This is a genomic window from Streptomyces hygroscopicus subsp. hygroscopicus, assembly GCF_030269125.1.
GTDB classification, from domain to species: Bacteria; Actinomycetota; Actinomycetes; order Streptomycetales; family Streptomycetaceae; genus Streptomyces; species Streptomyces hygroscopicus_C.
The window spans coordinates 304,509-331,353 of record NZ_BSSM01000001.1 but is presented as its reverse complement, the minus strand read 5'-3'; the positions used below and the strand labels follow the sequence as shown (position 1 = coordinate 331,353).

The following is a 26,845-nucleotide window of genomic DNA, read 5'->3' as shown; positions in this document are numbered from 1 at the left end:
TGCTCAGGCGGGGCGGTCAGGTTACGCCGGGTGGCGGGGGCCCTGGCCGGGGGGCGGGTCGAGGACAGTCTGGTAGGCGGTGCCGGTCTGCTGAGCCTCGGCCATGCGGTTGTAGATGTCGAGGATCAGGTTTTTGGTGCGGTAGGTGCCGTGGGCAGCCTCGTCTTCTCGCTTGACGACGGGAAACGTATTCATAACGTGCTCGACTTCTGCGCTGTCGAGTCCGTAGAGGTGGAAGAAGGCGGCTTCCAACTCTGCGCGGAGCAGGTCGCGGCGAGCCTTGTCCCAGCGGAACGCGGGACCGCTGTCATGCAAGTCACGAGCGAAGTCGGCCATGTCATTGGAGGTATAGACGAGTTCCGTGACCCGACTCGTGAACCAGGTGACATCCAGCTCTTGCTCGTCGAGGGCGGACAACGACGGTACGGGCAACTGGTACATGTAGCCGTACGTCAGGTGTGTGCCAACGATCTTCTGCCGGATGGCGTAGTCGAATGCGAACGAGCTCAGGCACGCTTGCAGAAAGGCTGCGGAGGGTGCGTTCTCGGGGAACATGAGCGGGTACGTGTGACCGATACCGTACGGAGGAAGCACCGTGGCCATCGTCGTCCGCGTATCGGTCGACCGGGCAATGTCCCGCCACCCCATCAGCCAACCACGGTGCCACCCCTTCTCCGCCAGCCGCGAAGCCACCCCCGGCTCCCTCACCGGGTTGCCCTTCCTGTCCTGCTTGCCGGTGAACACGTCGAACTCCGGCACCCAGTACCGCGGCATCGGCGCGAACTCGGGATCGTCGTGCTGCTCCGGCGTCACCCGGGGCAGTGTGCCCATGTTGGCCTGGGCTTCGGTCTGCCCCTCGTACGTGCCGAGGCGATGGTCGAAGTGGTGCAGCATCTTCGCCTCGTACAGCGGGAGGTACCGCTGGCCGTCCCGCTCGAAGACGTTGCCGTTCAGGGTCCAGCCCTCGGACGCCAACTGCTCCTGCGAGCGGAACAGGTGCGAGTCGTTGGACATGTCGAACATCCTCATGAACGACAGGCCCCACGGGTTGCCCTCCGGGTCCCCCTCCCTGATCAGTACCGGCACCCGGCGGTAGATCCCCAGCGTGATCTCCGCGTCCCGCCGGGACCGGAACACCGGCAGCGTCCCCGTGTTGGGGTTGACCAGCAGGATCTCCTCCGGCGGCATCGCGAAGCGGCGGCTCGGCAGGTCCTCCATGTAGCGCGTGCCGAAGGCGAACGAAGCCTCCCGCACCCGTTCCTCGCGGCCCGCGACCGTCAGCAGGCAGAAGCGGACCCGGTGGTCCACCGCCCGGCTCAGCAGGAACGCCTCGTTCTCGAAGTCCAGGAAGGACGCCAGCCGTGCGCTGCGTACCAGGTCCGAGAAGAACGGCGCCGTCGTCGCGTCCGTGGCGATGCCCGTCGGCAGGACCAGCCCGAAGCGGCCCTGCGGGGCGATGCCGAGGGACGCCGCCTCGGCGAACACCGCGTACGTGTTGACGTCGCCCCGGCCGGCGAGCGGGAAGCGGCCGGAGTCGCGCAGCAGGTGGCTCACGCCCTCCGACTGGCGCTTGGCCTCGGCGAAGTCCGTCAGAAGGGTCCGCTCCGCCGGTTCCTCGCTCGTCGCCAGTGCCTTGATCAGCCGCTCCCGGGCCGCCTTGTTCGGCGCCGTGGCGATCTTCTCGCTGCGGGTGGCGAAGAACTCCTGCTCCTGGAGCTTGACCCGCTCCCACGGCGGATTCCCCAGCACACAACTGAAGCCCCCGCCCCACCGGGTCCGCTCGTCCACGCCCGCCGCCAGGGCGTCCGTGTCCTCGGGTACCGAGTACACCTCGGGGAACTCGAGGTGCCAGTGGAAGAACCGGTACTCGCTCCGCAGCCGGGCGACCGCCTCCTTCGTCCCCTCCGGCAGCTTCTTCCAGCCGTCCGCCCGCAGGCTCAGCAGCCCTTCCAGCGTCAGCGGCGGCGGAGCGGCCTCCGGGGTCTTCTCCCAGACGAACGCGGCGCACCACGCATCGGCCAGTTCCCGCTCCCGTACGTAGTCCGAGTCGGGGTCGCGGGTCAGCGCCACGTACGCGTCCCGCTGCTCGTGGACGTACTCCAGCTTGTCGTTCCGCGCCGCCGTGATGTCCGCCGCGGCGCGCGCCAGCTTCGTGTTGGAGGACGCCAGCGCCGTCGCCGACCCGAACAGCTCGCCCTGGTGGACGCCGGCCAGGCGGGCCTTCCAGGCGTCCCGCTCGGCCTTGTTGCGCTTCTTCAGCGCGGCGACCCACTTCTTGTCGTCGCCCTCGATCACCTTGAAGGCGTCGTCGGGGAGGCCCTCGGCCAGCAGCTTCGGCGTGGCGCCCACCAGGCCGTTGCCGTGCTTGATGTGGGAGTCCAGGAAGCTGAGCGGCTTGCCCGGCTCCAGGGACTCGATCCACAGCGACACCTTGGCCAGTTCCACGGCCATCTCGTTGAGGTCGACGCCGTAGATGCACCGGCCAATGACGTCCCGCAGCGCCGTGCGGGTCGCCTCCGCGCTCGGCTCGGGCGAGTCCGTGCGCACCGCGGCCAGCCGCTTGGCGATCCGGCGGGCCGCCGCCACCAGGAAGTGGCCCGAACCGCAGGCCGGGTCGCAGATCGTCAGCCGCAGCAGCGCGGCCTCCTGCTCCTCCCGGGTCGCGCCCGACTTGACGGCGTCGTCTATCACCGGGTCCAGGGCCGAGTCGAGCAGGCAGTCGATCAGCGACGACGGCGTGTAGTACGAGCCGGTCGTCTTGCGCTCGTTGCCCGCGAGGGTGCGCAGCTCGAAGGAGTTGACCGCCGGGTTGAAGCGGGGGACCAGCTCCAGCAGCGACTCGTAGATGGAGCCCAGCTCCTCCGCGCCCAGGTGGCGGTAGTCCACCCGGCGCGGACGGTTCAGCTTGGGGTCGATCACCACGGACAGGGCCCGCACGGCCGTGAACAGCGCCTCGTTCGGCAGCTCCAGGCCGTCCAGGACGGCGTCCGCCGCCGAGCGCTCGAACAGGCCGCCCAGGCCGGGCAGGCCGATCTCGGGCCGGCCGCCCTCCCGGCCCAGGCCCTCCAGGACCAGGCGCAGCGCGTGCCACTGGTCGCCGTGCGGGCCGCCGGTGCGGCGGATGGCGGTGCGGCGCAGGCGGGCGGTGGAGAAGTACTTCTCGTAGCGTTCGCGGGCGTCGTCGGGGGCGTCCGGCGGGATCAGCAGGCTCCGGTCCTCGGCGACGAAAAGGAACAGCAGGCGGTAGACCAGGTTGAGGAGCGCCGGGTGCATGGCGCGGACCGTCACCTCGGACTCGTCCAGCCGCCGCCGGAAGTCCGCGTTGTCCCGATGCTGGATGAAGCCGGTGCCCAGGATCACCAGGGCCTTCTCCACGCCCTTGCGGAGCTGCTCCATGGCGCGGGTGCCGCTGGCGATCGCCTCCGTGCGCCACCGCTCCAGCCAGCAGCCGGCCGCGCCGCCGTCGCCGTGTGCCTCGAAGCGGGAACGGTGCGTCAGGCGCCACAGCAGCAGGAAGTCGGCGAAGCGGTCGCCCTCGAAGATCGCCTCGACGTCGAACTCGACGTACGCCGAGCCGACCATAGACGTCGAGTCGCGCAGCAGGCGCAGCAGCCGGCCGTTGGACAGCAGGCCCCACAGGGTGTCCGCGCCGCTGCGGTTCAGGTATTCCTGGAGCAGTGACTGCGGGGCAGGGCCGGGAAGGGTGGGGGACCTATGGTCCAGGTCGACGTTCCAGCCGGTCAGGTGGACCGGCGCGGACTGCCAGGCGTGGCTGACCGGGAACCGCTTCTCGCCGTCCGCCGACGGCAGGCCCCCGGCCGGGGCGTCGGGCAGGCGGCCGTAGCCGAGCTGCTCGAACAGGGGCAGCAGCCAGCGCTCGACGGTCACGCCGACCGCCGGGATGCCCTCGTTGTCCAGGGCCCCGTCCTTGGCGAGGGAGTCCCGGTAGGCCGTCCACACGCCCTTCAGGTACGCCCAGGAGCGCTCGGCCGCGTCCCGGACCGTGTCGTTGGCCGCGAACAGACCGTAGTCCTTCGGCTGGGCGCCCGGCACATCCTTGCCGTCGCGGACACGGGTCAGCATGTCCGGCGGCAGCAGGCCGCCCACGGTGAGGACGGAGTCGGTGACGATGGTCTTCGCGAGGCTCATCAGCGGGCTTCCCCGTTCGTGGTCGTGCCGTCGAGGACGGGGACCGGGAGGTAGTGGTACACGCCGAGGACGTCGGGGCGGCCCTGGACGTCCACGCGCAGGCCCCGGCGGGCCGGCCCGGTCGCGCCGCGCACGTCGCGGAAGGCGCCGCGCACCCGGCGGTGGGAGTCGAGGAGGCGCGCCGCGAGCTGTTCGCCGCGCTCCTCCAGCGTCGGCATCAGCGACTCCAGGGAGCCGAGGACGCCCTCGATGCGCTCCTGGGCGAAGGCGCGGTCGGTGTTCTGGGCGGCCCGGGCCTCCAGCAGGGCGATCGCTTCGTCCTCCGGCAGCCAGTCGGGGTTCGCCGCCGACCCCCGGAAGGCCAGCAGGCGGGCGTCCTCGGCGAGTTGCTGCCGGAGCACGCCGTCCCGGCCGGGCAGCGAGAGCTGGAAGCGGTAGCGGACCAGGAGCAGCGTGGTGCGCTTGGCCACGGCCGTCGTACGGACCACTCCGCAGCGGCGGGCGGGCCGCTGCCACTGGTCCATCCGGTCGTCCAGCGCCGCGTCGAGCACGAAGCGGGCCACCGACGCGACCACCGGGTCGGTGCGGGTCAGGGCCACCTCGCCGCGCGGGGCGGTCGGGGCGTCGTGGAAGGCCACCGGGCGGGGGTGGCGCGGGCCCAGGAGCGTGGTGAAGGCGTCCCGCAGGGGAGCCGGAAGCGCCTCGGAGTTCATCGTGAAGCCGTCCGGCTCGCCGGGCAGGGTGCCGGGGACGCCGCGCAGGGCCGTGAGGGCGTGATGGGCGAAGCGGCGCACCTCCTCGCCGGTGCCCAGGGAGGCCCGCACCTCGGCGACCTCCTGCGCCACCTCGTCGCGCTTGATCGCGTTCTGCGCGTACCGGGAGCGCGAGGCCTTCTCCCGCTCGGCGGCGCTCTGCCACGCCTCGTGCAGCTCGGCCGTCTGCCGGCCGGCCGGCGACTCCACCGCGAACAGGCCCTCTTGCTCGTACTGCGGGCGCTCACCGCGCAGGATCAGGCCCTCCAGCACCGCCTGCATCACGTTCTCGGAGGAGTCAGGCACCGGCACCGAGATGCCGGTCGCCTTGCGGATCCGGGCGTGCTTGCGCAGCAGGACGTCCAGCACGATGCCGTCGATCGCGTTGTCCGAGCCGTACAGAGTGACCGCCTTGACGACGTCCCGGCGCTGCCCGAAGCGGTCGACGCGGCCCTCCCGCTGCTCGTGCCGGGTCGGGTTCCAGGCGAGGTCGTAGTGGACGACCGCGTCGAAGCTCTCCTGGAGGTTCACGCCCTCGGAGAGGCAGTCGGTGGCGACCAGGACGCGGCGTTCCGGGGGCGCCTCGCCGTCCTCGTCCTCCTCCGTCAGCGCGGCGATGCGGGCGATGCGCTGGTCGGGCGAGAGCTCGCCGGTGACCGCCTCGACGGCGTACGCCTTCTTCCCGGACGCGCCCTTCCTGCTCTTCCCGCCCTTGTTGAGGGCCGCGTCGAGGTGCTCCTTGACGTACTCGGCGGTGGAGATGAAACGGCAGAAGACGATCGGATTGTAGCCCTCGTCCAGCAGCTCCCTCACCGTGTCGATGAGCTGCTTCAGCTTGCGGTCCTTCGCGGGACCCTTGAGCGCCTCGGCCCTCTCCGCCATGGCCAGCAGCCGGGCCCTGTCCTCCTCGTCGAGGGCCATCGCGTCCGGGGCGGCCGTGCCGGGGGCGAGCAGCGCGCCGGGGACGGCGTCCGCGGACTCCGCCGCCTCGTCGTCGGCCGGGTCGGTGACCGTCCGGCTGCCGATGGCGTCCGCCTCGGTCACCGAGTCGGCGTCCTGCACGCCGGCCCGCGTGTGGAGGGTCTTGCGCACTGCGGCCGGGGAGGAGCCCAGGGCGCGCAGCAGGGCGAGCGCCGACCACCAGCGGATGCGCTGCTGGAGCGCGCCGTCGGCGCTGCGGACGGTCTCCCGGGCGTAGGAGAGCACCTCCTCCAGCAAGCGACGGTATTCGGGGTGCAGGGTGTAGTCGTCCTCCCGGGACTTCCGGTCGCTGGGGAAGTTGGCGTCCTCGCGGAAGTCGTCCCGGATGTCGGCGCGGCGGCGCTGCACGAAGTGCTGCGCGAGCAGGTCGCGGCCCGCCTGCCGGTCCAGGCTGAGCGTCTCCAGCCGCTCGTCCAGCAGCCCCAGCAGATTACGGAAGGGCTCCTCCTTGCCGCTGTGCGGGGTCGCCGTCACCAGCAGCAGGTGGCGGTTCGGGTCGTCGGCGAGCGCGCGCAGCAGGGTGTACCGCTGCTGGCGCTGCTGCCGGGCGCCGCCCTGGCCGGTGTCCGCGACGCACGTGTGCGCCTCGTCGACGATGACCAGGTCGGGGCAGTTCTTGATGAAGTCGTCCCGGTGGCGGGGGGACTTGATGAAGTCGGTCGACACGACGTAGTTGCGGTCGGTGCGGAACACCGACTGGCCGTACAGGCGGCTCCGCTCCAGCCGCCCGATCGTCGACGCCAGGACCAGCTCGGCGTCGATGCCGAACTTCCCGCGCAGCTCCGCCCGCCACTGCTCGGCCAGCGCCGGACTGCACAGCACCACCAGGCCGCGGGCATCACCCTGCGCCAGCAGCTCGGCCGCGATCAGACCGGACTCGACGGTCTTGCCGATGCCGACGTCGTCGGCGATCAGCAGCCGCACCGTCTCCTGGCGCAGTGCCATCAGCAGCGGTACGAGCTGGTACGGGCGCGGTTCCACGGAGATGCCGGCCAGCGAGCGGAACGGCCCGGCGCTGGAGCGGAAGCCGATGCGCAGGGCGCTGCGCAGCAGCCCGGCCGCCGCCTGGTCGCCCAGGTCGGAGGCGCTCGGCGGGGCGAAGCGGGCGTGTTCGACCTCCTCCAGGGCGGGCAGCACCCCGGCGATGTCGTCGTCCGTGCCGCCCAGCGGGCGCAGGACGAGCAACTCGGGGGTGGAGTCGGGCAGGACGACCCACTCGCGGCCGCGCGCGTGCACGAGCGAACCGACCGCGAACTCCCGGCTGCCGTCCCGGGCGGGAGCGGCGGTGGTGGGCGGCGTCATCGGCGGACCTTTCGGAAGAGACGTACGAAGAAGAGGAGTGAGGGGCGCGGTCAGTCGTCTCCGGCGCCGAACACCGAGCCGTACCTGCGGGCGATCTCGGACCAGTCGTCGTCGTGGCGGAAGCGGATGACCTCCCACCCGTCGTCGTACAGCCGCTCCTGCGCGTCCTCGTCGCGCTGCGCCTGCACCTCCGAGTCGTGGTGCGGGCCGTCGATGAAGACCGCGACCGGGCCCACCTTCGTCTCGTACACGAAGTCCGGGCGGGACAGGGCGCTGGAGACGAAGTACTGCTGCTTGTCCGGCAGCCGCAGCCCGTTGCGGGTCAGGAACGCCACGAACCGCTGCTCCAGCGTGCTGTCGGCGCCGTCCAGCAGCGCCTGCGCGTGCTCGTCGCGGGAGACGCCGGGGACGGTTCCGGCGACTCGGGCGCCGGCGAAGCGCAGCAGCAGGTCCCGCACCAGCTTGCGGTCGATGACCTGGTGGTCGCGCTGGTTGCCGAACGACAGCAGGCAGTCGTAGCAGCCCATCTCGCAGGCGGGGCCGCCCTCCGGGCCGCCCTTGTCGGTGCCGTCCGCGTGGAAGTGGGCGATCTCCAGAGCGCGGGCGGCGGCACGGCGCAGGGCGTCCGGCTCGGCCTGGAGACGGCGCAGCACACCGGCGCCGCCCTCGGCGCTCTCGATGAACAGGACGCGGTCGCGCGGACCGTCGTAGGGCGGCAACTGCTCGGTGTCCAACTCGCCGTCCTCGAGCTGGAACTCGGCCTCGATGCCCCGCTCCAGCGCGTACTGGAGGGTCACCGCCACGTCCGGGGCGACCTTCTCGGCGAGCTGGAGCACCAGGATGTTGCGGGTGTCCTGAACATAGGGGACCACCGGAACCTTGCGGTCGGCCTTCTCCGCGCTCTCCAGGCCCTCCTGCTCCTCGGAGGTCTGCTTGCCCGGCTTGTCCTGGTCCTTCTTGGCGTCCAGCCACTTGCCCTCGACCGGGTCCAGCCAGAAGCCGGAACGCTGCCTGCTGCGGCGGTAGCCGAGGTTGGTGAGGCGGACCGTCGCGCTGTCGCCGTAGGTCAGCGCGGCGAGCGAGGCGCCGTCGGCGTCGCGGGCGGCCGCGTTCAGGGAACCGTCGCGCTCGCCGTGCTTGTTGAACTTGTACGACACCTCGACGACGTAGCCGGTGCGCTGCCGCTCCTCCTCGTCGGAGGAGATCCGGTCCCGGCGCCTGGTGAAGACCGTGCGCAGCTGGAGCAGATTGTACCGGGACTCCGTCAGCTCGGAGCCGCAGGAGTCGCAGGTGTTCTCGAGCTGTTCGCCGACGTGCAGGTAGCCGCAGCGCTCGCACACCTTGGCCTCCTCGGTCTGCAGGTCCCCCGCGGCGCTGGTCGGAAGCTGGACGCGGTCCACCTGGAACCGGCTGCCCTCGTGGTAGATGAAGGCGCCCGGACCGAACTCGCGGATCGCGATGAAGCGGGAACGCTGGAGGTAGTCGCCGTCCCGCCCGCCGCGCGCGGCCCGGCCCGTGCCGGGGATGAACGCGGCCAGCGGCAGCCGGGGGAAGGAGTAGCCCGGAAGGAACCCCTCGGAGGCCAGGTAGCGGTACGGCGTGAAGTCCGACAGCGGGCTGTTGCCGCCGGTCTCCTCGTTCTTCAGCAGCTTGAGCTGGGTCTCCGCCTGGTGCCGGCGGCGCTCGGCCTGGGCGGAGGCGTCCTTGTTCAGGGTGTTGTCGAGGATGCGCCGGTGCTGGACCTCCCGCTCCTTCAGCGCCTTGCGGAACAGCTCCTCCCAGCGGCCCAGCGCCTTCCTGAACCTCCCCGGCGCCTTGTCGACGGTCCGCTCCAGCCACTGTTCGTCCCACCACGAGGTGTCGGAGAGGCGGTCCGCCGACTCCTTGAGGACCGCGGTGGCCCGGCGCAGCGCACGCCGCTGGGCGGCGGGGTCCTGGATCTGCTCGAGCACGTGCGGGAACAGCCGCAGCGAAGGTGCCTCACCGGCCGCGTCCAGGATGTGCGGGATGCGCTTGCCCAGCTCCAGACCCGTCTCGGCGAGCCAGATGGCGTGGACGTGCGAGCGGACCAGGTCCTCGTTGGCGAGGTCCAGCCGGGGCGGGGCGACGGCGCCCGCCACCATCTGGTTGGACCGGCGGAAGTAGTACTGGTCGTGGCTGTTGCCCGTGGCGCAGTACGTGGTGACCAGCGCGGGCTGGCCGGACCGGCCGGCACGGCCGCTGCGCTGCGCGTAGTTCGCCGGGGTCGGCGGGACGTTGCGCATCGCGACCGCGTTCAGGCTGGCGATGTCGACGCCCAGTTCCATGGTGGGGGAGCAGTACAGCAGGGGCAGCTTGGTGCCGTCGCGGAAGTCCTCCTCGCGCTCCTCGCGGACCTCCGTGGGCACCTGGGCGGTGTGCTCCCGGGCGACCAGGCCGGCGAGCGTGGAGGCGACCTCCTTGTAGAGGTTCTTGAAGAACGGGTTCACGCGCGGGCCGCGGTCCTTGCCGTAGGTCCGGCGCACCCGGTCGACCGCGCCGAACTCGTCGTCGCGGGCCGTCCACACCACCGCCGTGTGGTTGATGCGGTAGCCGGGCTCCTCACCGCGCCCGGTGGGTACCTCGGTGAGCAACCCGGCCTCCGCCAGCACGTCCGCGAGATCGACGATCACCTGCTGCGTCTCGGTCATGTCCAGCGGACGCCCCAGCGCCGGGAACTGGCCCGGCCTGCGCAGGAACCGGCCGAAGCCGGCCCGGGCGGTGACGTTCAGCTCGGTGCGCGCGCGGTTGGGGCGGCCGGGACGGACGTACGCGGTACCGGGCGGCGGCGGAGTGCGCTCCGTCTCGGCCAGCCCCCAGGCGTCGTTCAGCATGTACGACACCTTGCGCAGCTCGTCGAAGTCGGCCTGCTCGAAGGTGGGGAAGTCCACCGCGCGCACGCGCCGCAGCTCGTCGAAGAAGATCCGGGCGAGCTCCGCGCGCTTGCCGGGGCCGGCGGTCCGCAGCGGTCCGCAGGCCTTCGTCCACCGCTCCTCGTCCTCGGTGATCTCCCGCAGGTCCGCGTACTCCAGCCGCAGCAGGCCGGTCTGCTCCAGGTTGGGCATGGTGACCCGCCAGCCGCGCTCCAGGTCCAGGTACAGCCGGTACTCGACCACCTTGGTCAGGGCCCGCAGGGTGCGCTTCGCCTGATGGGAGGCCTCCTTGGGATTCTTGGAGTAGTTCTGCGGCCGCAGGCCCAGCTTGGCCACCACGGCGGGCGCGAGCTCCTCGTGCAGCAGTCCGTCCTCACCGGCCTCGACCATGGCCTGGTAGAGGGCGCCCCGCAACTGGGTGACCAGGACGAAGTCGTTGAAGTGACCGGCCTGGAGGCTGGCGTCCTGCCGGTTGTCGACGAAGGTGAGCAGCTTGCGGGCGTCCTCGTCGAGCTCGTCTGCCGGGAGTTCCTTCAGGTGGCGCACGATGCTGGAGCTGATGAGGGAGGTCGCCGTGGAGCGGCCCTCGCGGTCCATCGTCATCAGCTTGCCGAAGTCGTTGCCGCGCGGGGACTCGTAGCTCACCCCGCAGTTGAGGCAGAACATGAACGGCATGGGGATGTAGGCCGCGTGCAGGCCCTGCCCGCGGTCGACGACCGATCCGTCGGGCCGGACCCACACCGGCTGCGGCACCCGCTTGCGCCGGCTGTCGGCCAGTACCTGGGCGCCGCCCTTCTTGTCGTCCGTCACGATCCAACTGTCCGGGAAACGCTGCTCGTCGATCGCCCGGCCGGTGTCGTCGGGCCACGGGTGCTCGGCACTCACGTACAGGTAGCCGTTGTCCTCGTCCTCCTCGGTGCGCGGCCGGAAGGCGAGGGAGCCGTCCTTGCGTTCCTCGCGGGCGACGGTCAGGTACTCCTGGCCGCACTCCCGGCAGAAGGACAGCGGAAGCAGGACCTTGTCCTTGGCGCCGGGCACCCGAAGCTGGTAGGTGCGGCTGATGTGCCGGGTCTCCTCGTCCTCCAGAGACACGTACACCGAGCTGCCCTTGGACAGGAACTGGTGCAGACGGAAGGCGAAAAGCGGCCGGCCGGTCTCGTCGTCCTTGGCCTGCGAACCGGCGTGCAGCGTGTCGCGGATGGCGGCGACGCAGGCCTCGTACGACTCGCCGGTGCGCTCGGCGAGGTCGCGGGCCGCCTTCTCCACCGTCGTGGGCTCGGCCCGGACGAGCGTCCCCGAGTCCGGACCCTCGGTGAGCGTGCGCAGCCCGAACTCGGTCTCGATCCAGCAGGCGAGCGGGTCGTCCTTGAGGACGTCGTACTCCGTCGAGGGCGCGTTCGCCTTGATCCGCTCCGTCAGTTCGGCGTCGCTCGGCACGTGGTCGCGGGTGGCGCGCACCAGGGTCTCGCCCACCACGCGGTCCGGCGTCACCTTGGAGGCGAAGAGAGTGGTCGCGACGTCGGCCACGTCCTGGCGCCGCTCCTGGAGGGTGCCCTTGCTGGACATCGTCGCCGACGTGCCGACGACCTGGAGGTCCGGCGCGGCACAGGCGTCACGGACCCGGCGCACGAGTAGCGCGACGTCCGCACCCTGGCGGCCGCGGTAGGTGTGGAGCTCGTCCAGGACCAGGAACTTCAGGCCCTCGGCCGCCCGCATCAGGGCCTTGCGCTCGCGGGGCCGGGTGAGCATCAGTTCCAGCATCACGTAGTTGGTCAGCAGGATGTCCGGCAGCTCCTTGAGGATCCGCTCACGCTCGTCCTCCTTCTCCTGCCCGGTGTAGCGCTCGAACGTGACCGGCTCCCGGCCCTCCCCGTAGCCGTGACGCAGGAACTTCTCCAGCTCGAACCGCTGACTGTTGGCCAGGGCGTTCATCGGATACACGATGATCGCCTGGATACCGGAGGCGGTGCCCTCCTGCTTGGCCCGCAGCACCTGGTTCACGATCGGCACGATGTAGCCGAGGCTCTTGCCGGAGCCCGTGCCCGTGGTCAGGACGTAGCTGCCGCCGGCGCCGGCGGCCTCGATGGCGTCCCGCTGGTGCCGGTGGAAGGCGATGGGCCGGCCCTGCTGAAGGGAGCCGTCCTTCTCCTTGCCCACGCGGAAGATCCGCTCGCACTCCGGGTGCAGCAGCCCCTCCCGCACGAGCTGGGTCACCGTGCCACCGGGAGCGAAGCTCGGGTTGAGCGACAGCCACGGGTCGGGCCACTGGTCGCCCTGGACGAGCGCCTCGTCGACGGTGTTCTGGATGCGGTCGTTCTTCACGAGGACGGAGCTGGTGGTGAAGGACCGGTAGTCGGCGATCAGCTGCTCGTGCACCTTGAAGACGTCCACAAAACCCTCACTCAATTCCGCGCCGACCTGCGTGTTCACCGTACCGGGTGATGTAGGGGCGGCGGGCCGCAATGATATGGCTTCCTATGACATCATCGGTCTGTGAACTAAGTCAACGCTTGCGGCTTCCCGGATTTGTGAACTGTCATGGAAGGGGGTGTCATGTCCCATCGTGTATGACGGTGGCACACTCGGTCACCTATGGACATCGGAACGCTCATCGCCAAGCGCTATCGCATCAAGAGCGCCATCGGCCACGGCGGTATGGGGCAGGTGTGGATGGCGGATGACGAACACCTGGGCCGAGGTGTCGCCGTCAAGACGATGACTCCCAGTGGCGGGCTGACGGCTCGGCAGGTAGCGCAGGACGCGGCCCGCTTCGAGCGCGAGGCAAAGGCGGTCGCCAGGCTCGACCACACCGGCCTCGCGGCGGTGTACGACCTGGGCGTCGAGACCGGCACGCACTACCTGGTCATGCAGTACGTCCAGGGGCTGGATCTCGCGGACTACATCGCGGAGCACGAGAGGCTCAGCATCGAGGAGGCCGCGGCCGTCGGGGCACAGATCTGTTCGGTGCTGGCCGCCGCACACGCTCGGGGCGTCGTCCACCGGGACCTCAAACCGGGCAACGTGCGCATCCGCACCGACGGCGTGGTCAAAGTGCTGGATTTCGGTGTCGCCGCCATCCTCGACGCGGACACCAAGCTCACCACGACCGGAGAACGGCTCGGCAGCCTCCAGTACATGGCGCCGGAACAGGTGCTGGGCGAGCCCGTGGACCGGCGCACGGACCTCTATGCCCTCGGCTGCCTGATCCACGAAATGCTGACCGGCCGACCGGTTTTCGAGCACGAGTCACCGCTGATGGTGCCGGGCCTGCATACCGAGGCCGCGCCCGAACGGCTGCGTGCGCTGCGGCCAGACGCCCCGGAGGACGTCGAAAGTCTGGTCCTGGAACTCCTCGCCAAGAAACCGGGAGACCGCCCCGCACACGCGGGTGAGGTGTACCGGCGTCTCGCCGCTCACCTGCCCGCGCCCGGAAACCCGGAGGGGGCCCTGGTGCCCTGGACCGAGGCCGATCCGTGCCGGCCGTTCCGATTCCCCATGGCACCGGACGCGCGGCCCGTCCGCCAGTGGGCCAGGGAGGCGGACGGGGCGCAGTAGCGGGCCGCCGGGCCTCAGCGCGGCTCGGTCTCCTTCAACCTTTCCTCAGAGGCGGGCTGCGCCGGGATGACCAGAGCGAGCTGCTCCCAGTCCGTCTCCTCCGGCTCGGGAGCCGTCTCGACGCCCGGGGCCGCCCCCGTGTCCGGGTCGGCGTCGGCGACGGAGTCGTGGGCGTCGCCGCCGTCCCCGCCGTCCTCGTTCTGGGTCGGCAGCACGTACTCCTGGGCGAGTCCAGCGAGGTGCAGGGGCAACGGCAGGCTCAGTGCGTCCGGCAGGTCGGGGGCCTGCCGGAGCTGGTGCGCGGCGAGCGCGAGCGCCTCAGGAACGTCACCATCGCCGGGGTGACACCCCAGAACGGCGATCTCCACCAGCCCCGGGTTCCACGCGGCCTTGTCCGTGTCGATGGTTACCTTGCCCTTGGTGTTGACGCGGGGCGCCAGTTTGTCGGCGGCCACCGACAGCTTGAAGGTGCGGGCCTTGGGTGTGGTGGACCAGAAGACGCGGGCCTCGTCGGGGTCCGCAGTCGGGTCTGTCCACAGGTGGGCGGCCAGACCGTTGGGGCCGTCAGGGTTCACGCCCCACCACTGGGCGGTTTCCCGGTTGCGCGCCGTACGCACCCGCACCAGTCGCAGGTCCGGATCCAGGCGGCGCGCGGGGGCGTGGCCGTCGCGGAACTTGTCCGCCACCACGGTGCCGTCCTGCAGCCACGTCCAGTGCGAGCGCATGTTCTGTCCGTGGGCCAGCAGCATGGTCGGCGTGGAGCGCAGCGTGCGGCGCACCCGCTGGAGCCACTCCTCGGTCTCCCGCCGCTGCTGAGCCATGTCCGCCCACCAGGACGGCCGGGTCACCGGGGCCTCTCCGTCGCGCGGCGCGGGGACGAGGTCCTTAGGTACCTCGCACTGCCTGGTCAGCTTCAGCAGCATCACCGGGTAAGGCACCCAGGCACGCGCCTCGTCGTCCCAGCCCTCCACCCGGGCCAGCCCCTCACCGGAGGGCTCCGGCGTGACCAGCACGGCGACGGGCACATGCCCTGCCCACCGGGTGCGGCTGCGCCGGTTCTTGCGCACCATCCACACCGCCGCGTACCGCAGGCCGCCGGGCAGGCGTTCACCGAGGCTGTGCTCGGGGTGGACCCGCACACCCAGCTGCCGCAGTCCGTCGTCCCAGGCCTTCGCCGCGCGGAACTCCTTGTTCTTCTCGCTGTTGTAGCCCTGGGCCTTCTTCGGCACGGCCATGAACTGCGTGAGCACGCCGGCGTCCGCGCATCCCAGCCGCAGCGCGAACTTCGCGTCATGGCCGGGGGACGAGAAGTCCTTGGCCCGGTCGATCTCCACCAGGGTGAGCGTGGGCGCGGGCGAGGAGACACCCTCCTCGGCGAGGAAGGCCGTCATCTCCCGGCGGCGGTCGCGGATCGCCGTGGTGACCGCGGCCCGGGAGTGCCGGGTCCCCTCCGGCAGGGCGAGGTCCTGGCCGAGGGAGCGGGAGAGCCTGCGGCAGCGCAGGCGCACGGTGAGCTCGGGGGACTCCCACTGAAGGACCACCGTCCCGTCGTAGGCCTCCTCGGTAGCCGGTGCGCCGCCGTCACCCTTGAGACCGAGGTGCGTGACGAGCGCGTGGACCGCGGTGTCCCGCATCACCGGGGTCTGCCACAGCAACCACGCCTCCAGGTTGGGGAGTTCGCCCGGGGCGAGGTCCTGGGGCAAGTGGCGCAGCGCGAACGCCGTGCCGCGCCGCCGGGCCTGGGCGCGCCTGCGTTCCTCCTCGGCCTTTGCCGGTTCCTTGGAGGGTTCCTGGCGGGGGTTGCCGGGCGTGCTGCCCGACAGGCGGGTTCGCGCCAGCGCGGGCACCGGCTCCAGCTGCTCCGGAAGTGCCTGCAGGGCCCATTCCACGATCTTCGAGCGCTGGTCGGTCATCAGGCCGGCTCCGACCTCGTGCGTCCCCATGGCCGTGCTGTAGAGGACGGCCGCGCGCATGTCGTCCGCGAGCCAGCCGGCCGGGTCGGTGAGGATGGCGTCGGCGTCCGGGAACGACTCCGTGAGGGACATGTTCCGCAGCATCCCGGCGGGCCCGCCCCCGACCCAGTCGTGCCCACCGCGGCTCCAGGCGAGCCGCGCCACCGCGAACCGGTCGCTCGCCGGCGCTCCGGGCAGCCACGGCACCCGCGGACGCAGCAGCACCGTGGTGCGACGGCCGAACGGCAGGTACAGCCGCCCCGTCCTGGCACTCACCCGGGTCGCGTACCGGCGGATATGACTGTGGACATGGAAGCGGGGCAGCGGGTCGAACGGCACAGTCTGCAACGTGATGTTCAGAACGACCGAGAACCACTCGGAACCCCGGCCCCCCTCGAACTCCAGCGCCTGCGAGACGAGTTCGGCGCCCCGGTCCATCGGGCCGCGCGGCATCGCCCGGAAACGGAGCCGCCCGCCCCCGAAGTCGTAGGGCTCCAGGGCGAGGATCCGCCGGGCTAGCCAGTCGGTGGACAACTGGAACTGGCGCGGCTCCGGTGCGGCCGTGCCACCGTCGGTGGGCCGCTCGTGACGCAGCAGCTCGACCGGTACTCCTTCCTGCCACCGGGGCGGGTTCTCCAGCAGCGCCGAGCGGGTCTCGGACAGCAGCGAACGGAACTCGGGCTCCGGCCGCAGGTCCTTCAGCCAGGTGGCGAGGAGCCCCCTGAACGCCGCGTCAGGCAGCGGATCGGGCACGTCCTCCGGGGCGTACAGCCAGAAGTCCCGGCCCTCCCCGCGGTGGCGGTTGGGGCGGGGCCGCACCAGGACGTCGGGGGCGAGCGCCTGCACGACCTGGTCCATGCGGAACGTGGGCACCGTCTCCAGCGGTTTGTCACGGCCCGCGTTGCACAGGGCCAGCAGCGCCCCGGTCCACTCCTCGGGAAAGGGCAGCGCGCGGTAGCGCTCGGCCACCGAGGCGTCCGAGGAGACGGGACGTGCGGCGGCGGTGCGGATGGAGTCGTAAGGGCGAGCCATGGTCAGGTCCTCTCCGGTGAAGGTCAGGGCGTGTGGTGTTCGATCTCGCGCAGCGCCTTGTACAGCGGCGCGTACAGCAGCCGGGCGACCGCGGGGTCCGCCGGATCGGGGCAGTCGGGCGGCGTAGCGCCTCCCGCGAAGTAGGGGGCGAGCACGTCCCGCAGACCGGTCAGCAGGCCGTCCTCCTGCGGCAGCGGCGCCGCCGCGGCGCCGGGGGACAGCAACTCGGCCGTACGCGGCGCGAACCGGGCATCCACGAAGACCACGCGGGCGGGCACCCCACCCCGCACCAGACGGCCGATGACCTGCCAGATCGTCACCAGCTGGTCCCAGGTGAAGGACGTCTTCTCGTGGTCGGACAGGCGGGAGTAGATGTAGCGGCGGGACAGCAGCCGGCGCCACTCGGCGCGCGCCACATGCCGGAAGGCCAGCCCGGCCGCGTCCAGGTCCGTAGCGGCCATGACCAGTTTGCCGAACGTGCCCTGCGGCAGCCTGGGCTCGTCGCGGGCGAAACGGGCCGCCCAGTCGTTGATCGCAAACACGGCCAGCGCGAGGTCGTCCGGGCGTGGATGCGGCCGGGCGAGGAACAAGGCCGTGCCGAAGGCCGCGTTGCGCTGGGCGTTGAGGATGTTGTGCCCGCGTTCCACCGCCATCAGCGGGGCCACGAGGATCTCCGCCGTGGGATCCTGGGCGAACGTGGCGAGATCACCCCGGCGCAACGCCGTGACCCGCTCCGCTTCCGGCTTGGGCGGTGCCGAGCCGCGTACGGCCTGTTCCAGGTCTGCGTCGTCGGGGGCCAGCACCCGCACGCGGCCGTGCCAGCGCTCCATCTCGTGCAGGACCTCCGCCGCGGTGTGCGCCTCCTTGTAGCTGCCCACCAGGAGGATCGCCCGGCGCCGGCGGCTGTCGGCGACCCTGGCCAGTTCCTGCTCCAACGGGCTCGGGGCGCCGCCCCGGCCGGGCGACCCGAGCCGGCTGACCATCGCCCGGCAGGCCGCGGGCCGGGCCTTCGGCTCGGTGCCCGACAGGCTCAGGGGGCGGCCCTCCTCGTCGTACAGGAAGTGCGTACTGAATTCCGACTCGCTCACGGCTTTGAGGGACCGTGGTGACGGGGTGAGCACCGCGCCCACCGGGGCGACCACGTGCGCGCGTGTCGAGGTGCCCGCCCAGCTGGTGCCGGACATCAGCACGACGTGCGGACCCCTGCGGCCGCGGCCCGGGTCGGCACCCACGTCGGGCAGGCAGAGCAGGAGTTCGCGACCCACACCCGCGCACCTGAAGAAGCGCAGGGTGCCGCTGTGCCGCCCCTCGACATCGCGTTCCCGCTCGTCCGGCAGGTACTGGAACCCCAGGACGTTGCCCATCGGAGCCTCCGGGACCAGCGGGGCGTAGTCGAGCGGCGGACGGCGGGACAGCTCGTTGCCGGTCGAGTCCAGGTGCAGGGCGGCCTCCACCTGGGGCCAGAGGAAGACCAGCCGGTCGAGACGCTGGTGCAGGGCGCTGAGCAGCAGCATGAACTCCAGGTGCCGGGCCGTCAGGTCGAGCCACGCCTCGTCCTGGGCCCGCACGGACGCGGGGGTGTCCGCGAGCAGCGGGCGCAGCACGGCGAGGACCCGCTCGCGCGTGCCTGAGGAGGACAGCGTGGTCAGCAGGTCCTGGACGAGGCGCACCAGTTCGTCCGTCACATTGCCGTACGGGCCTCGGCCGCCCAGGGGATCGTCCCGGAAGTCGTCGAACCGCTCGGTCAGTTCGGCCCGGTGGGCGTCCGCCTCCGGCCCGGCCGACTCGGGCTCCGGAACGTCGTCCTCGTACGCCTCGTACAGCTCCGATTCGTCGGACACGCCGTCCGGGGCGCCGACATCGGAGTCCTGCGCGAACCAGGAGCCGAGCAGCTTCTCCTGGAGCGTCCAGGGGCTGAAGTACTCGATGTCGGCCCACTCGCGCAGGTCGGCGTCGGAGATCAGCAGCTTGTACAGGCGGTCCGTGGCGGCGTGGACCACCGTGAGCGAGGCGGACCAGCGCTCGACCTCCTGGTCGGTGAGCGGCAGCCGGCCCTGCCGGGACAGCTCCTCGATACGATGGGTCTGTACCTGGTCCAGCCAGGACTCGGGGCCGGGAGAGACCAGCGTCGCCGAGGGCGCGAAGATCTCGTCCAGCTTCATCTGCACCGAGTCGGCCTCGTCCACGACGATGATGTCGCTGCGCAGGCAGGCCAGTTCCAGATGGCGCAGTCGCTCCTCGCCCAAGTGGCGCGGCACGGCCGACTGCACGAGGCTTGCCGGGTTGGCCACCCAGATCAGAGAGTCGACCAGCTCCCGGGCCGCACGGTGACGCGGGCACGCGTACCACAGGGGGCACCCGTGCGGGGCTCCCTTCACCTCCGCCGGGCGGTCGCCCTCGGACGGGGAGCGCCGCTGTCCCGGCCGGTAGGGGCCGGGCAGCGCGCCGGAAACCGGGTTCTCGTCCTGGGTGCGCTTCTTCTCCGGGTAGAGCGAGGTGCACGGCGCGTCCGCGAACCGCAGGGGTTGCGCCGCCTCGGTGCCGCGCAGGGCGTCCACCACGCACACGGTGCTCAGGTGGTCGAAGCCCGGGTCGTCGTGGTCCAGCAGGTTGTGCACGCCGCGAGAGGCGAGCCGTCGGTGCAGCCGCTGCACATGCGTCTCCCGCGTGGTCAGACCCAGCACCGGCGTGGCGGTCAGCCCCAGATCGCGGAGCAGAGCGGTCAGACGCAGTTGTTCGGCCACGTCGCCCACGACGAGCGTGGTGCGCAGCGCCGGAGTCCGGCGGGCTCCCCAGACTGCGATCAGCGTCATCAAGGTCGACTTGCCCGCACCAACCATGCCGGCCAGGTGTAGCAGCCCGTCCAGGTGGAGATCGCCTTCCTGTGAAAAGCCCAGCCTGTCCGCATCACGCGGGAAGATGTGCAGCTCGGTGAGGCGGTCCTCCCAGTGACCCGGGTTCTCGACCTCGTTCTCCCGCTCCGTCGCGTCCATCCAGTGGGCGGTCTCGACGAGGTCGGCCCGGCTGACCGCGAGCGGCTCACCGTTCCCCGGCCGCCCCGCCTCCGGATCATGACCGGGAACCGGGTCGGGACGTAGTTCCTCGGGCAGCGTCACGGAGGCGGGCCGGCGCCGGTCGACGAAGGTGGCGCGCCCCGCCGGGGCCAGGGGCAGCTCCTTGCGGGCCAACGGGGGCAGGGCGGCGAGGGCGACGTCGTACACAGCGAATCGGTCCGAGGCGACGGTCGGCTCGCGTCGTCGCGCCGGCCGGTCGAGCGCGAGGACCTCATAGGCCCGCAGCCGGTCCGGCAGGGCCCGGTAGGTCTCCAGCGTGCGCTCCCAGGCGCGGCCGCGGCGCAGGTGCCACAGCAGATGACGGCCCGCGCTAAGCATGACCTCGTGCTCGGGACAGGACACGTATCCCCGGGCGGCGGCGAACTCGTAACCGCCGAGCAGGACGTAGGCACCGCGGGCGGGCTCGTCCGGCGCGATGCGCTCCAGGATCCGCAGGGCCAGTTCCGCCTGGCACAGCAGGCCGGGCTTCACATCGCCGAGTTCGTCGGGAACCTCGTCCCACAAGCGGGCGACCTCCCGGCTGACTGGGTGGTGCCAACTGTCGCGGTCACGCATCGCCGGTCTCCTCCTTACGCGTGGCTCCGCCGACCCGCGCGAGCCGGTCCTCGGCGCGGGCGAGCAGGTGAGTGTCGGTGAGCAACGGAACACGGCGCGCGGCTGCTGGGCGGTTGCGCTCGTACGTGGCGATGTAGCCCGGCCGGTCGTCGACGCGGTCCTGCGGCACCACCCAGAACGCCTCGTCGTACCGGGGTTCCTGCGGCACCGGACGGGCGGCCCGCCCCAGGAACGCCGGATGAGCCCAGTCCTTCACGTCCACCGCCCAGACCCAGCCGTCGGGGAAGGTGACGTGCATGTCGTAGGCGTCGTATGCCGGCCACATCCGGACCTTCAGCCCGAGCCCGGTGAGCCGCCCTTCCAGCTGTATCTCCGCCCGCCCCGGACCGGTGACGAACTGACGCAACGGCCTTGCCAGCTGGAGCAGTTCACCGGCCTCCTCCTGCGGGATGCGGCGCCCCACCGGCGGACGACCCCGGCGGCGGCAGCGGTCCCGCTCGCACCACCAGCCGCCGTCGGGCAGCGGCGTCAGCAGGGTGAGACACCGGCCGCAGGTCGCGTAGACGTCACCGCGCAGATAGCTGTCCGGGACAGGGCGGTAGATGCGGCTCAGGAGCTCCTTCACCGGGTCGAGCACATGGTCCAACGACACGGCCCACTCCTCGGCCGAGGTGAGGACGGGCCGGGTGACCAGGAGCCGCCGGAACTCGGTGTACGCGTCCTCCTCGCCGTACTCGCGGCACAACCGCAGCGCGGCGCGGACGATCTCACGGTCGTAGAGAACCAGCGCGCTGTCGGAGAACTGCTCCGCCCACTCGTAGCACAGCTCGGTCGGGCGTGAGGAGTTCGGGTCGAGCAGCAGATCGTCCGGTCCGGCCGCCTCGGCCGGCAGGTCCACCGGCCAGTCGGCCACCGGCCGCTCGCGGCACCACGACAGCAGGTCCGGAAGGCTCACCGGAGGTTCGGCCCCGCGCTCCAAGCAGGCCAGCACCGTCCGGTCGAGGGCGCGCTGCACCTCGGGCGGGTAGGGCAGGGCGAAGGCGTCAGGGCCGGTGGCCGCGTCGAGCACAGTGAGAGCGGTGGCCAGCGTCCGCATGAGAGGAATGCCGCGATGGGCGAACCAGTCAGTGTCGCGCGGCGGTATTTCGTTGCCGGTCGTCGCGGTCACCGTGCCTCCAGACGCGCGCGGCCGGCCGCACAGTGGGTGATCATGTCGCAGCCGCCGCAGTGACCGCCGGGCGTCGGCGCGTAGGTCTCGTCCACCGCCCAGGGGCCGGCGAGCCCGGCGATGATGCGGCGTGCTTCGGCCAGGGTGTCCGGATCACCGGGATCGATCTCCTCGCAGCGCGACTTCCCGGTGCCCTTCGCGTCCAGGTACAGCACCTCCAGCTCGATCAGCGACCGGCGCGGATCACCACCGGGTACTCCGGCGGACATCATCAGCACCGCGAAGGCGAGCTGCGGGTACGTCTCCATCAACGCGCGCCCCTGCCAGGGAGGCTTTGCAGCCGTCTTCGTCTCGTGCCAGATCCAGCCTCCGGAGCGGGTGTAGAGGAGGTCGGGGTCGGCGATCAGGACGACGTCCAGTTCGGGGTCGTACGCAGTCAGGCGCGGCTGCACCCGTACGGCCTGGTCGGACAGCAGGCCGTCGAGAGGGCAGGCCCGCTGGTGCTCGGCGAGTAGGGCGAGGGCGGTCGGCAGTTCGGCGGGGGAGAGGCCGGGAAGGGCGTCCGGGAGGGGGGCCGTGCGGCAGCATCCGTTCTCGTGACGGATGTTGAGCCACTCGTCGACCGCGCGTCCCCTGCGGATCGGCTCGCTCTCCGGGTCCCCGGACTTCAGGTGCAGTACGCGGGTGAGGTGGAACTGCGCCGGACAGGACGCATGGACGCGCAGGTCGCTCGCGGACACGGAGCGGCGGGCGCGGGGGCGGCGCGGCCCGGGGACTCCGAGAACGCCGGGGGCCCGGGGCGGCTGCTCGCAGGCAGCCAGACCTTCGCAGCGCGTGCAGCTGGAACCGGGATTGAGCCGGTCGTCCTCGATCACCCGGCGCAGCACGGGCTTGGCGTCCTCGGTGAACCGCCGCTCGGCCTCGTCGGCACCCCAGTCGGCCAGCACGTCGTGATCGCCGCTGCCGCAGCCGATGCCGATGATCCGGACCCGCCTCGGGCGCACGGTGCTGCCGGCGGCGGGACGGAAGATGTCCCGGAAGGCCGACCGGGAGGGGATGCCCGTCGCTGCCACGGCCGCCGCCTCCGCGATCTCGGCGGGCGGCCGGTCCCCCTTGACGGAATTCACGGACATCAGCCACATCTCGCGCTCCGACCCGTCGGCGGACGCGTACCGTCGTCCCCACGCCGTGCGCTCGTAGCGGATCGCCCCGCGGGCGTCCGGTACCTCGCTCTCGGTGATGGCTGTCCACTGGGCGCGGACCGGCAGGGTCGGCGGACGCCCGAGCGCGCGCCGCTGCGCTTCGCGCTCCGCGCGCGCCAGCAGGTAGGACCGAACGGCTGATTCTGTCCAACTTACGTGCCCGGCGTGGTACTTCTGATGCTTCAGAAGCCGCGTCAAGGCGCTGTCGGCGTCCTCTCCCTCGTGCTCGACCGCGTCCAGGACGCTCATGACCGGACCGAGGGCGAAGTCCTCGACGGGCTTCCCCCGTCGGCGCGGCGGAACCTGGGCGAGCAACGCCCTGGCGCGCAGGGCGTTGCCGCGCGGGCAGTCCTGAGGGTCCTCGCGCAGCAGTGGCAGCGAGGTGCGGATGAGTCGGATGTCTCCGTTCGTTCCGGGCGGAGGCAGGTGGAGCGGCACGATGCACCCCTTACGGGTGTGGTGGTACGAGAGCGCCAACACACCCAGGGAAGCGTATTCCTGTGAACTAAGTCAAGCGATTCGCTCCATGTGATCCGTGAACCGCTACAGTGTGGCTGACACCGTGTCATGAAAAGCCGGGGGTGAGGCGTGGAAGCCGGGGAAGTCCTCGACGGCCGCTACCGAGTCGAGGAAGCGCTCGACCAAGGCGGCATGGGCACCATCTGGACGGCCACCGATCTGGTGACCGGGCAGTCGGTCGCCGTCAAGGTGCTGCGGCTCGACGCTTACACGCAGGGCCGATTCACTCCTGCGGAGCGCGCGCGACACCGGGTCGAGCTGCTCAAACGGTTCGAACGCGAGGGCGCGATCCTCGAGGTGCTGAAGCACCCCGGGATCCCGCGTCTGTTGCACCGCGGCTACCTGGGCGAGGAGCCCTACCTCGTCATGGAGTACGTCCAGGGGATCAGCCTGCGCGAATTCCTGGACACGCGCCGGCCGTTCCCGTTCGACGCCGCTGTCGCTGTCGCCGTCCAGGTCGCCGAAGCCCTGGGGCACGCGCACGAGAACGGCGTGGTGCACCGCGACCTGAAACCGGGCAACGTGGTCATCGCCTTCGCGGACGGAGCGGTGAAGCTGCTGGACTTCGGCATCGCTCACCTCACCGACCCCGACGCAACCCGCTACACCGCGCTGGGTGAAACTCCGGGCAGTGCCGGGTACATGGCCCCGGAGCAGTTGCGGGGCCAGCAGGACATCTCCGCCTCGGTGGACCTCTACGCGTTCGGCTGCGTGCTCTTTGAACTCCTCGCCGGTGAAAGGCCATTCGAGGACAAGCCGGATCGGAACAAGAGCACCCAGCACCTCGAGGACCTGCCGCCGCGCCTGCGGAGCATCAACGTCGGCATTCCCGAGGAACTGGACGACCTGGTCTGGGACCTCCTCGCCAAGGCCCCGGCGGACCGTCCCGACACCATCGACGAGGTGCTGGACGTCCTGCGTGACTTCCTGCCGAAGCCAGGCGACCCGGCCCCGGATCCGGAACTGGCTCCGGACCCGACCGCACGCTATCGCCTGCGGGAGAGTGCGGTGGCCGGCCCGCCGGATGCGCGACCCACACCCCGTGCCGTAGCGCGGCGTCCGCTCCGCCGTCGTGGCGGGTGGCTGGGGCGCAACCAGTTCGCGGGACGGATCGCCCAGGCCCGGGCGGAACTGCTCGCCGACGGTCCTGGTGCCCGCTGTGCCGAGCTCAACGACCTGCTGCCCAAGGCGGTGGCGGACTGGGGGGCCCGCGAGCCGATCGTCCTGCAGGGGCGGCTGGTGTGTGCCGATGCCGCTCGACTGGATGGTCGTACGGGTGAGGCGAAGGAGCAGTACCAGCACGTGGCCGGGAACGGAGACCCCTCGGATCCTTTCGTGCTGGAGGCCCGCCTCGGGATCGCCGAGTGCCTGATGCCCGAGGGGGACTTCGCCGGGGCGTTCAGCGGCTGGCGCGCAGTGGTGCACAGCCTGCCGCTCGTCGCCGTACCGGATTCCGGCCGGCTGACGAGCCGCTGTCGCGAGGTCGCCTTCGAGCTGGCGGAATCCGGTTACCAAGCGGAGGTGACGGACCTCCTCGTCCGGCTTTCCGAGCTGTAGCCGGACTAGCTCCGGGGAAGATGCCCAGCGGCAAGCAAGTCCCCCAGCGCCCGGCTCAACTCGCCGCCCACGCTCTTCATATCGGTCATCTCGCGTTCGAAGGCGGTGATCTTCCGGTGGATCTCCCCGTACCGCCGCTGTTCCTCCAGTGAGAGCCTTGGAATGTGCAGACGCCGTACGTCGATGCGTGACGTGGTGGACGCGTGCGTGCCGGCCCTGTGCACATTGGCCGGGGCACGCAAGCAGCCGGACAGGAACCATGGGTCGAGGACCGCGGGATTGGCCCTGAGCGCCGCGAGCTGGGGCCCCAGGACGGACGGGGCGTCGGTGTCCACCCGTACGTCGAAGGCCCGGGCCAGCACTGAGACGATGACGTCCTGGGACGCTGTGACCGTGAGCGATCCATCCCGCTCGCCCGCCGCGACCACCGCCGCCGGAAGCCACAGTTGCGCCTGCCCGGACAGCGGAGCACCCGTGAGGACGCGCGCCTCGTCCTCCTGGCGTTCCCCGCGGCGCACCAGTGACTCGGGCAAGCCCTGCCCGGTCCGGATCTCCAGGGCTCCGGCTTGTTCGAGCTCGCCGACGCTGATGAGCGGAACCGTCTCGCCGCCGTCCGCGGGTACGAGTGCGGACAGGGCGTCGGTGGCATCGCGCAGTTCCCTCATGTGCGCGTCGAACCGCGTCCAGAGGCGCCTGATGTCGACGATGGTGGCGGCCCGCGTCCTCGGAACACGCCGTGCAGGCGTGAGGTCCACCTGGTCGTCCAGCAGGTCGACCACGGGCACCGAGACGCTGCCCAGCGTGCTTGTGCCGCCGAGGACCCCCACTATCTGCTCCGTCACGGCGGACCAGTCAACGCCGCCCCTGTCGGCGGTCACGGGACGAGCAGCGTGTGTGGTGTCCACGAAGGTGAGCTCTGCGCCGTCCGCTCCGCCCCGGCCGAGAGCACCGTCCGCGCACAGGATCCACAGATGCAGTCCGACACCATAGGGCGGGGCGGCACCGGGAGGCAGGGCGATCACGGTCCGGAGCACGCCGGACCGCAGGAGACCGGCCCGGATCCGGCGGCCCGCGCGGCGCGCCGCCACAGCGGGCGGCAGCATGAGAACCGCGACGCCGCCAGGAGCCAGAGCTGCCGCGGCATGCTGAACCCAGGCGAGTTCCGGCTCGGTGCGCGGAGGCTGCCCATAGACCCAGCGCGGGTCTGTGGCGAGTTCCGCGTGGCCCCAGTCACGCTCGTTCGACGGTGGGTCGGAAAGAAGCACGTCGACCTGCGCTCCGGAATGGGCATCGGCCCGCAGCGTGTCACCCGCTGCCAACGATACGTTGGACAGGTCACGCTCGGTGAACCCGCCGACCGCGAGGCGCGCCTTGGCCAGCTCCACCAGAACCGCGTCGCTGTCCTGGCCCAGGAAACGCAATCCCGCAGCACGGTCAGCACCCCACTGCCGGCCGGCTGCGACGAGCAACGTCCCCGCCCCGCAGGCCGGATCCAGCACGGTCCGTACAGGGCCTGGGTGGTTCATGGCTGCGGCTTGCGCCATGAGCCCAGCCAGCTGCACGGGAGTCGTCGTGATCTGCCGTACGTGCGTACGGAGCCACCGCTCCAGAAGGAAGTCGAAGGGCCTTTGCTCCTCGTCCGGATCAGCCAGTTCGAGAGTGCGCTCCAAGAGGCGGTTCTGACGCTGATCAAGGAGCGGCCCCGCCGCCGGCTCGCCTGTCGTGACACCGCTCTGCCGGAGTCCCACCTGGGCCACCAGCAGGCCTGTCGTTTCTCGGTCCCCCAGGGACTCGTATTCCGGCCAGAGCCGGTCGAGCGGGTTCGGCGCCGTCTTGAGTTTGTTCTCCCGCCTGAGCCACTCCTCGACTTGGGGAAGGGAGAACTGCGGACTTGTGTCGGTGCCGCCGACAGGAGAGGGGAAGCTGTCGTACCGTCGACGCCAGTTGCTGACGGCGGCGCGTCCGACTCCCGCGATGCGGGCGATCTCCGCAAGGGTGACGACAACAACCGGGGGTGGCCCTGCGGTTGCGGACATGATTTCCTCCGGAGCTCGGCAGCCTAGCGCCCATGGATCCGTGATCACCTGCATTGAGGGCGCGTTCTTTGACTGAGTTTACGCACATGCTTGGGAGCCACTCCGGTTACCCGGCCCAGG

10 protein-coding genes are annotated in these 26,845 nt (G+C 71.2%); 2 read left to right on the top strand and 8 right to left on the bottom strand.

The window, feature by feature from the left end; all coding sequences use genetic code 11:
• Positions 1–21: 21 nt before the first annotated feature.
• From QSK45_RS01310 to QSK45_RS01300, 3 genes are read right to left on the bottom strand one after another with little or no spacing between them, the layout of a single operon-like run.
• Positions 22–4,149: an Eco57I restriction-modification methylase domain-containing protein gene (locus QSK45_RS01310; RefSeq protein WP_285552335.1), complete on the bottom strand. Its 4,128-nt coding sequence runs from the start codon at positions 4,147–4,149 to the stop codon at positions 22–24.
• The gene (locus tag QSK45_RS01305) at positions 4,149–7,184 is read right to left on the bottom strand and encodes a DUF8741 domain-containing protein (protein ID WP_285552334.1); all 3,036 of its coding nucleotides are present in this window, start codon (positions 7,182–7,184) and stop codon (positions 4,149–4,151) included. Before QSK45_RS01305 ends, QSK45_RS01310 begins: the two co-directional genes overlap by 1 nt.
• A gap of 50 nt (positions 7,185–7,234) precedes the next feature.
• Complete coding sequence (locus tag QSK45_RS01300) at positions 7,235–12,466, bottom strand: DEAD/DEAH box helicase (RefSeq protein WP_285552333.1); 5,232 nt, start codon at positions 12,464–12,466, stop codon at positions 7,235–7,237.
• Between the two features lie 201 nt (positions 12,467–12,667).
• On the opposite strand from QSK45_RS01300, the gene QSK45_RS01295 reads away from it, so the two are divergent.
• Entirely contained in the window at positions 12,668–13,630 is a 963-nt protein-coding gene (locus QSK45_RS01295) for a serine/threonine-protein kinase (RefSeq protein WP_285552331.1), read from the top strand.
• Positions 13,631–13,644: 14 nt separating this feature from the next.
• Here QSK45_RS01295 and QSK45_RS01290 read toward each other — a convergent pair whose 3' ends face one another.
• The 4 genes from QSK45_RS01290 to QSK45_RS01275 are packed head-to-tail and all read right to left on the bottom strand — an operon-like array spanning position 13,645 to position 23,051.
• Positions 13,645–16,614 (bottom strand): pPIWI_RE module domain-containing protein, encoded by a 2,970-nt coding sequence (locus QSK45_RS01290; RefSeq protein ID WP_285552329.1) that lies wholly within the window; start codon positions 16,612–16,614, stop codon positions 13,645–13,647.
• A 23-nt stretch (positions 16,615–16,637) separates the two neighbouring features.
• Positions 16,638–20,243: a pPIWI_RE_Z domain-containing protein gene (locus tag QSK45_RS01285; RefSeq protein WP_285552327.1), complete on the bottom strand. Its 3,606-nt coding sequence runs from the start codon at positions 20,241–20,243 to the stop codon at positions 16,638–16,640.
• Positions 20,236–21,411, bottom strand: a complete 1,176-nt coding sequence (locus QSK45_RS01280) for a pPIWI_RE_Y domain-containing protein (RefSeq protein ID WP_285552325.1) — start codon at positions 21,409–21,411, stop codon at positions 20,236–20,238. Before QSK45_RS01280 ends, QSK45_RS01285 begins: the two co-directional genes overlap by 8 nt.
• On the bottom strand, positions 21,408–23,051 hold the full coding sequence (locus QSK45_RS01275) for a PD-(D/E)XK nuclease family protein (RefSeq protein WP_285552323.1): 1,644 nt from the start codon (positions 23,049–23,051) through the stop codon (positions 21,408–21,410). The genes QSK45_RS01280 and QSK45_RS01275 overlap by 4 nt, the downstream gene beginning before the upstream one ends.
• 150 nt (positions 23,052–23,201) lie before the next feature.
• Between QSK45_RS01275 and QSK45_RS01270 the strand changes: the two genes are divergently transcribed.
• Positions 23,202–24,689: a serine/threonine protein kinase gene (locus QSK45_RS01270; protein WP_285552322.1), complete on the top strand. Its 1,488-nt coding sequence runs from the start codon at positions 23,202–23,204 to the stop codon at positions 24,687–24,689.
• Positions 24,690–24,694: 5 nt separating this feature from the next.
• Here QSK45_RS01270 and QSK45_RS01265 read toward each other — a convergent pair whose 3' ends face one another.
• Positions 24,695–26,725 (bottom strand): N-6 DNA methylase, encoded by a 2,031-nt coding sequence (locus QSK45_RS01265; RefSeq protein ID WP_285552320.1) that lies wholly within the window; start codon positions 26,723–26,725, stop codon positions 24,695–24,697.
• Between the last annotated feature and the right edge of the window lie 120 nt (positions 26,726–26,845).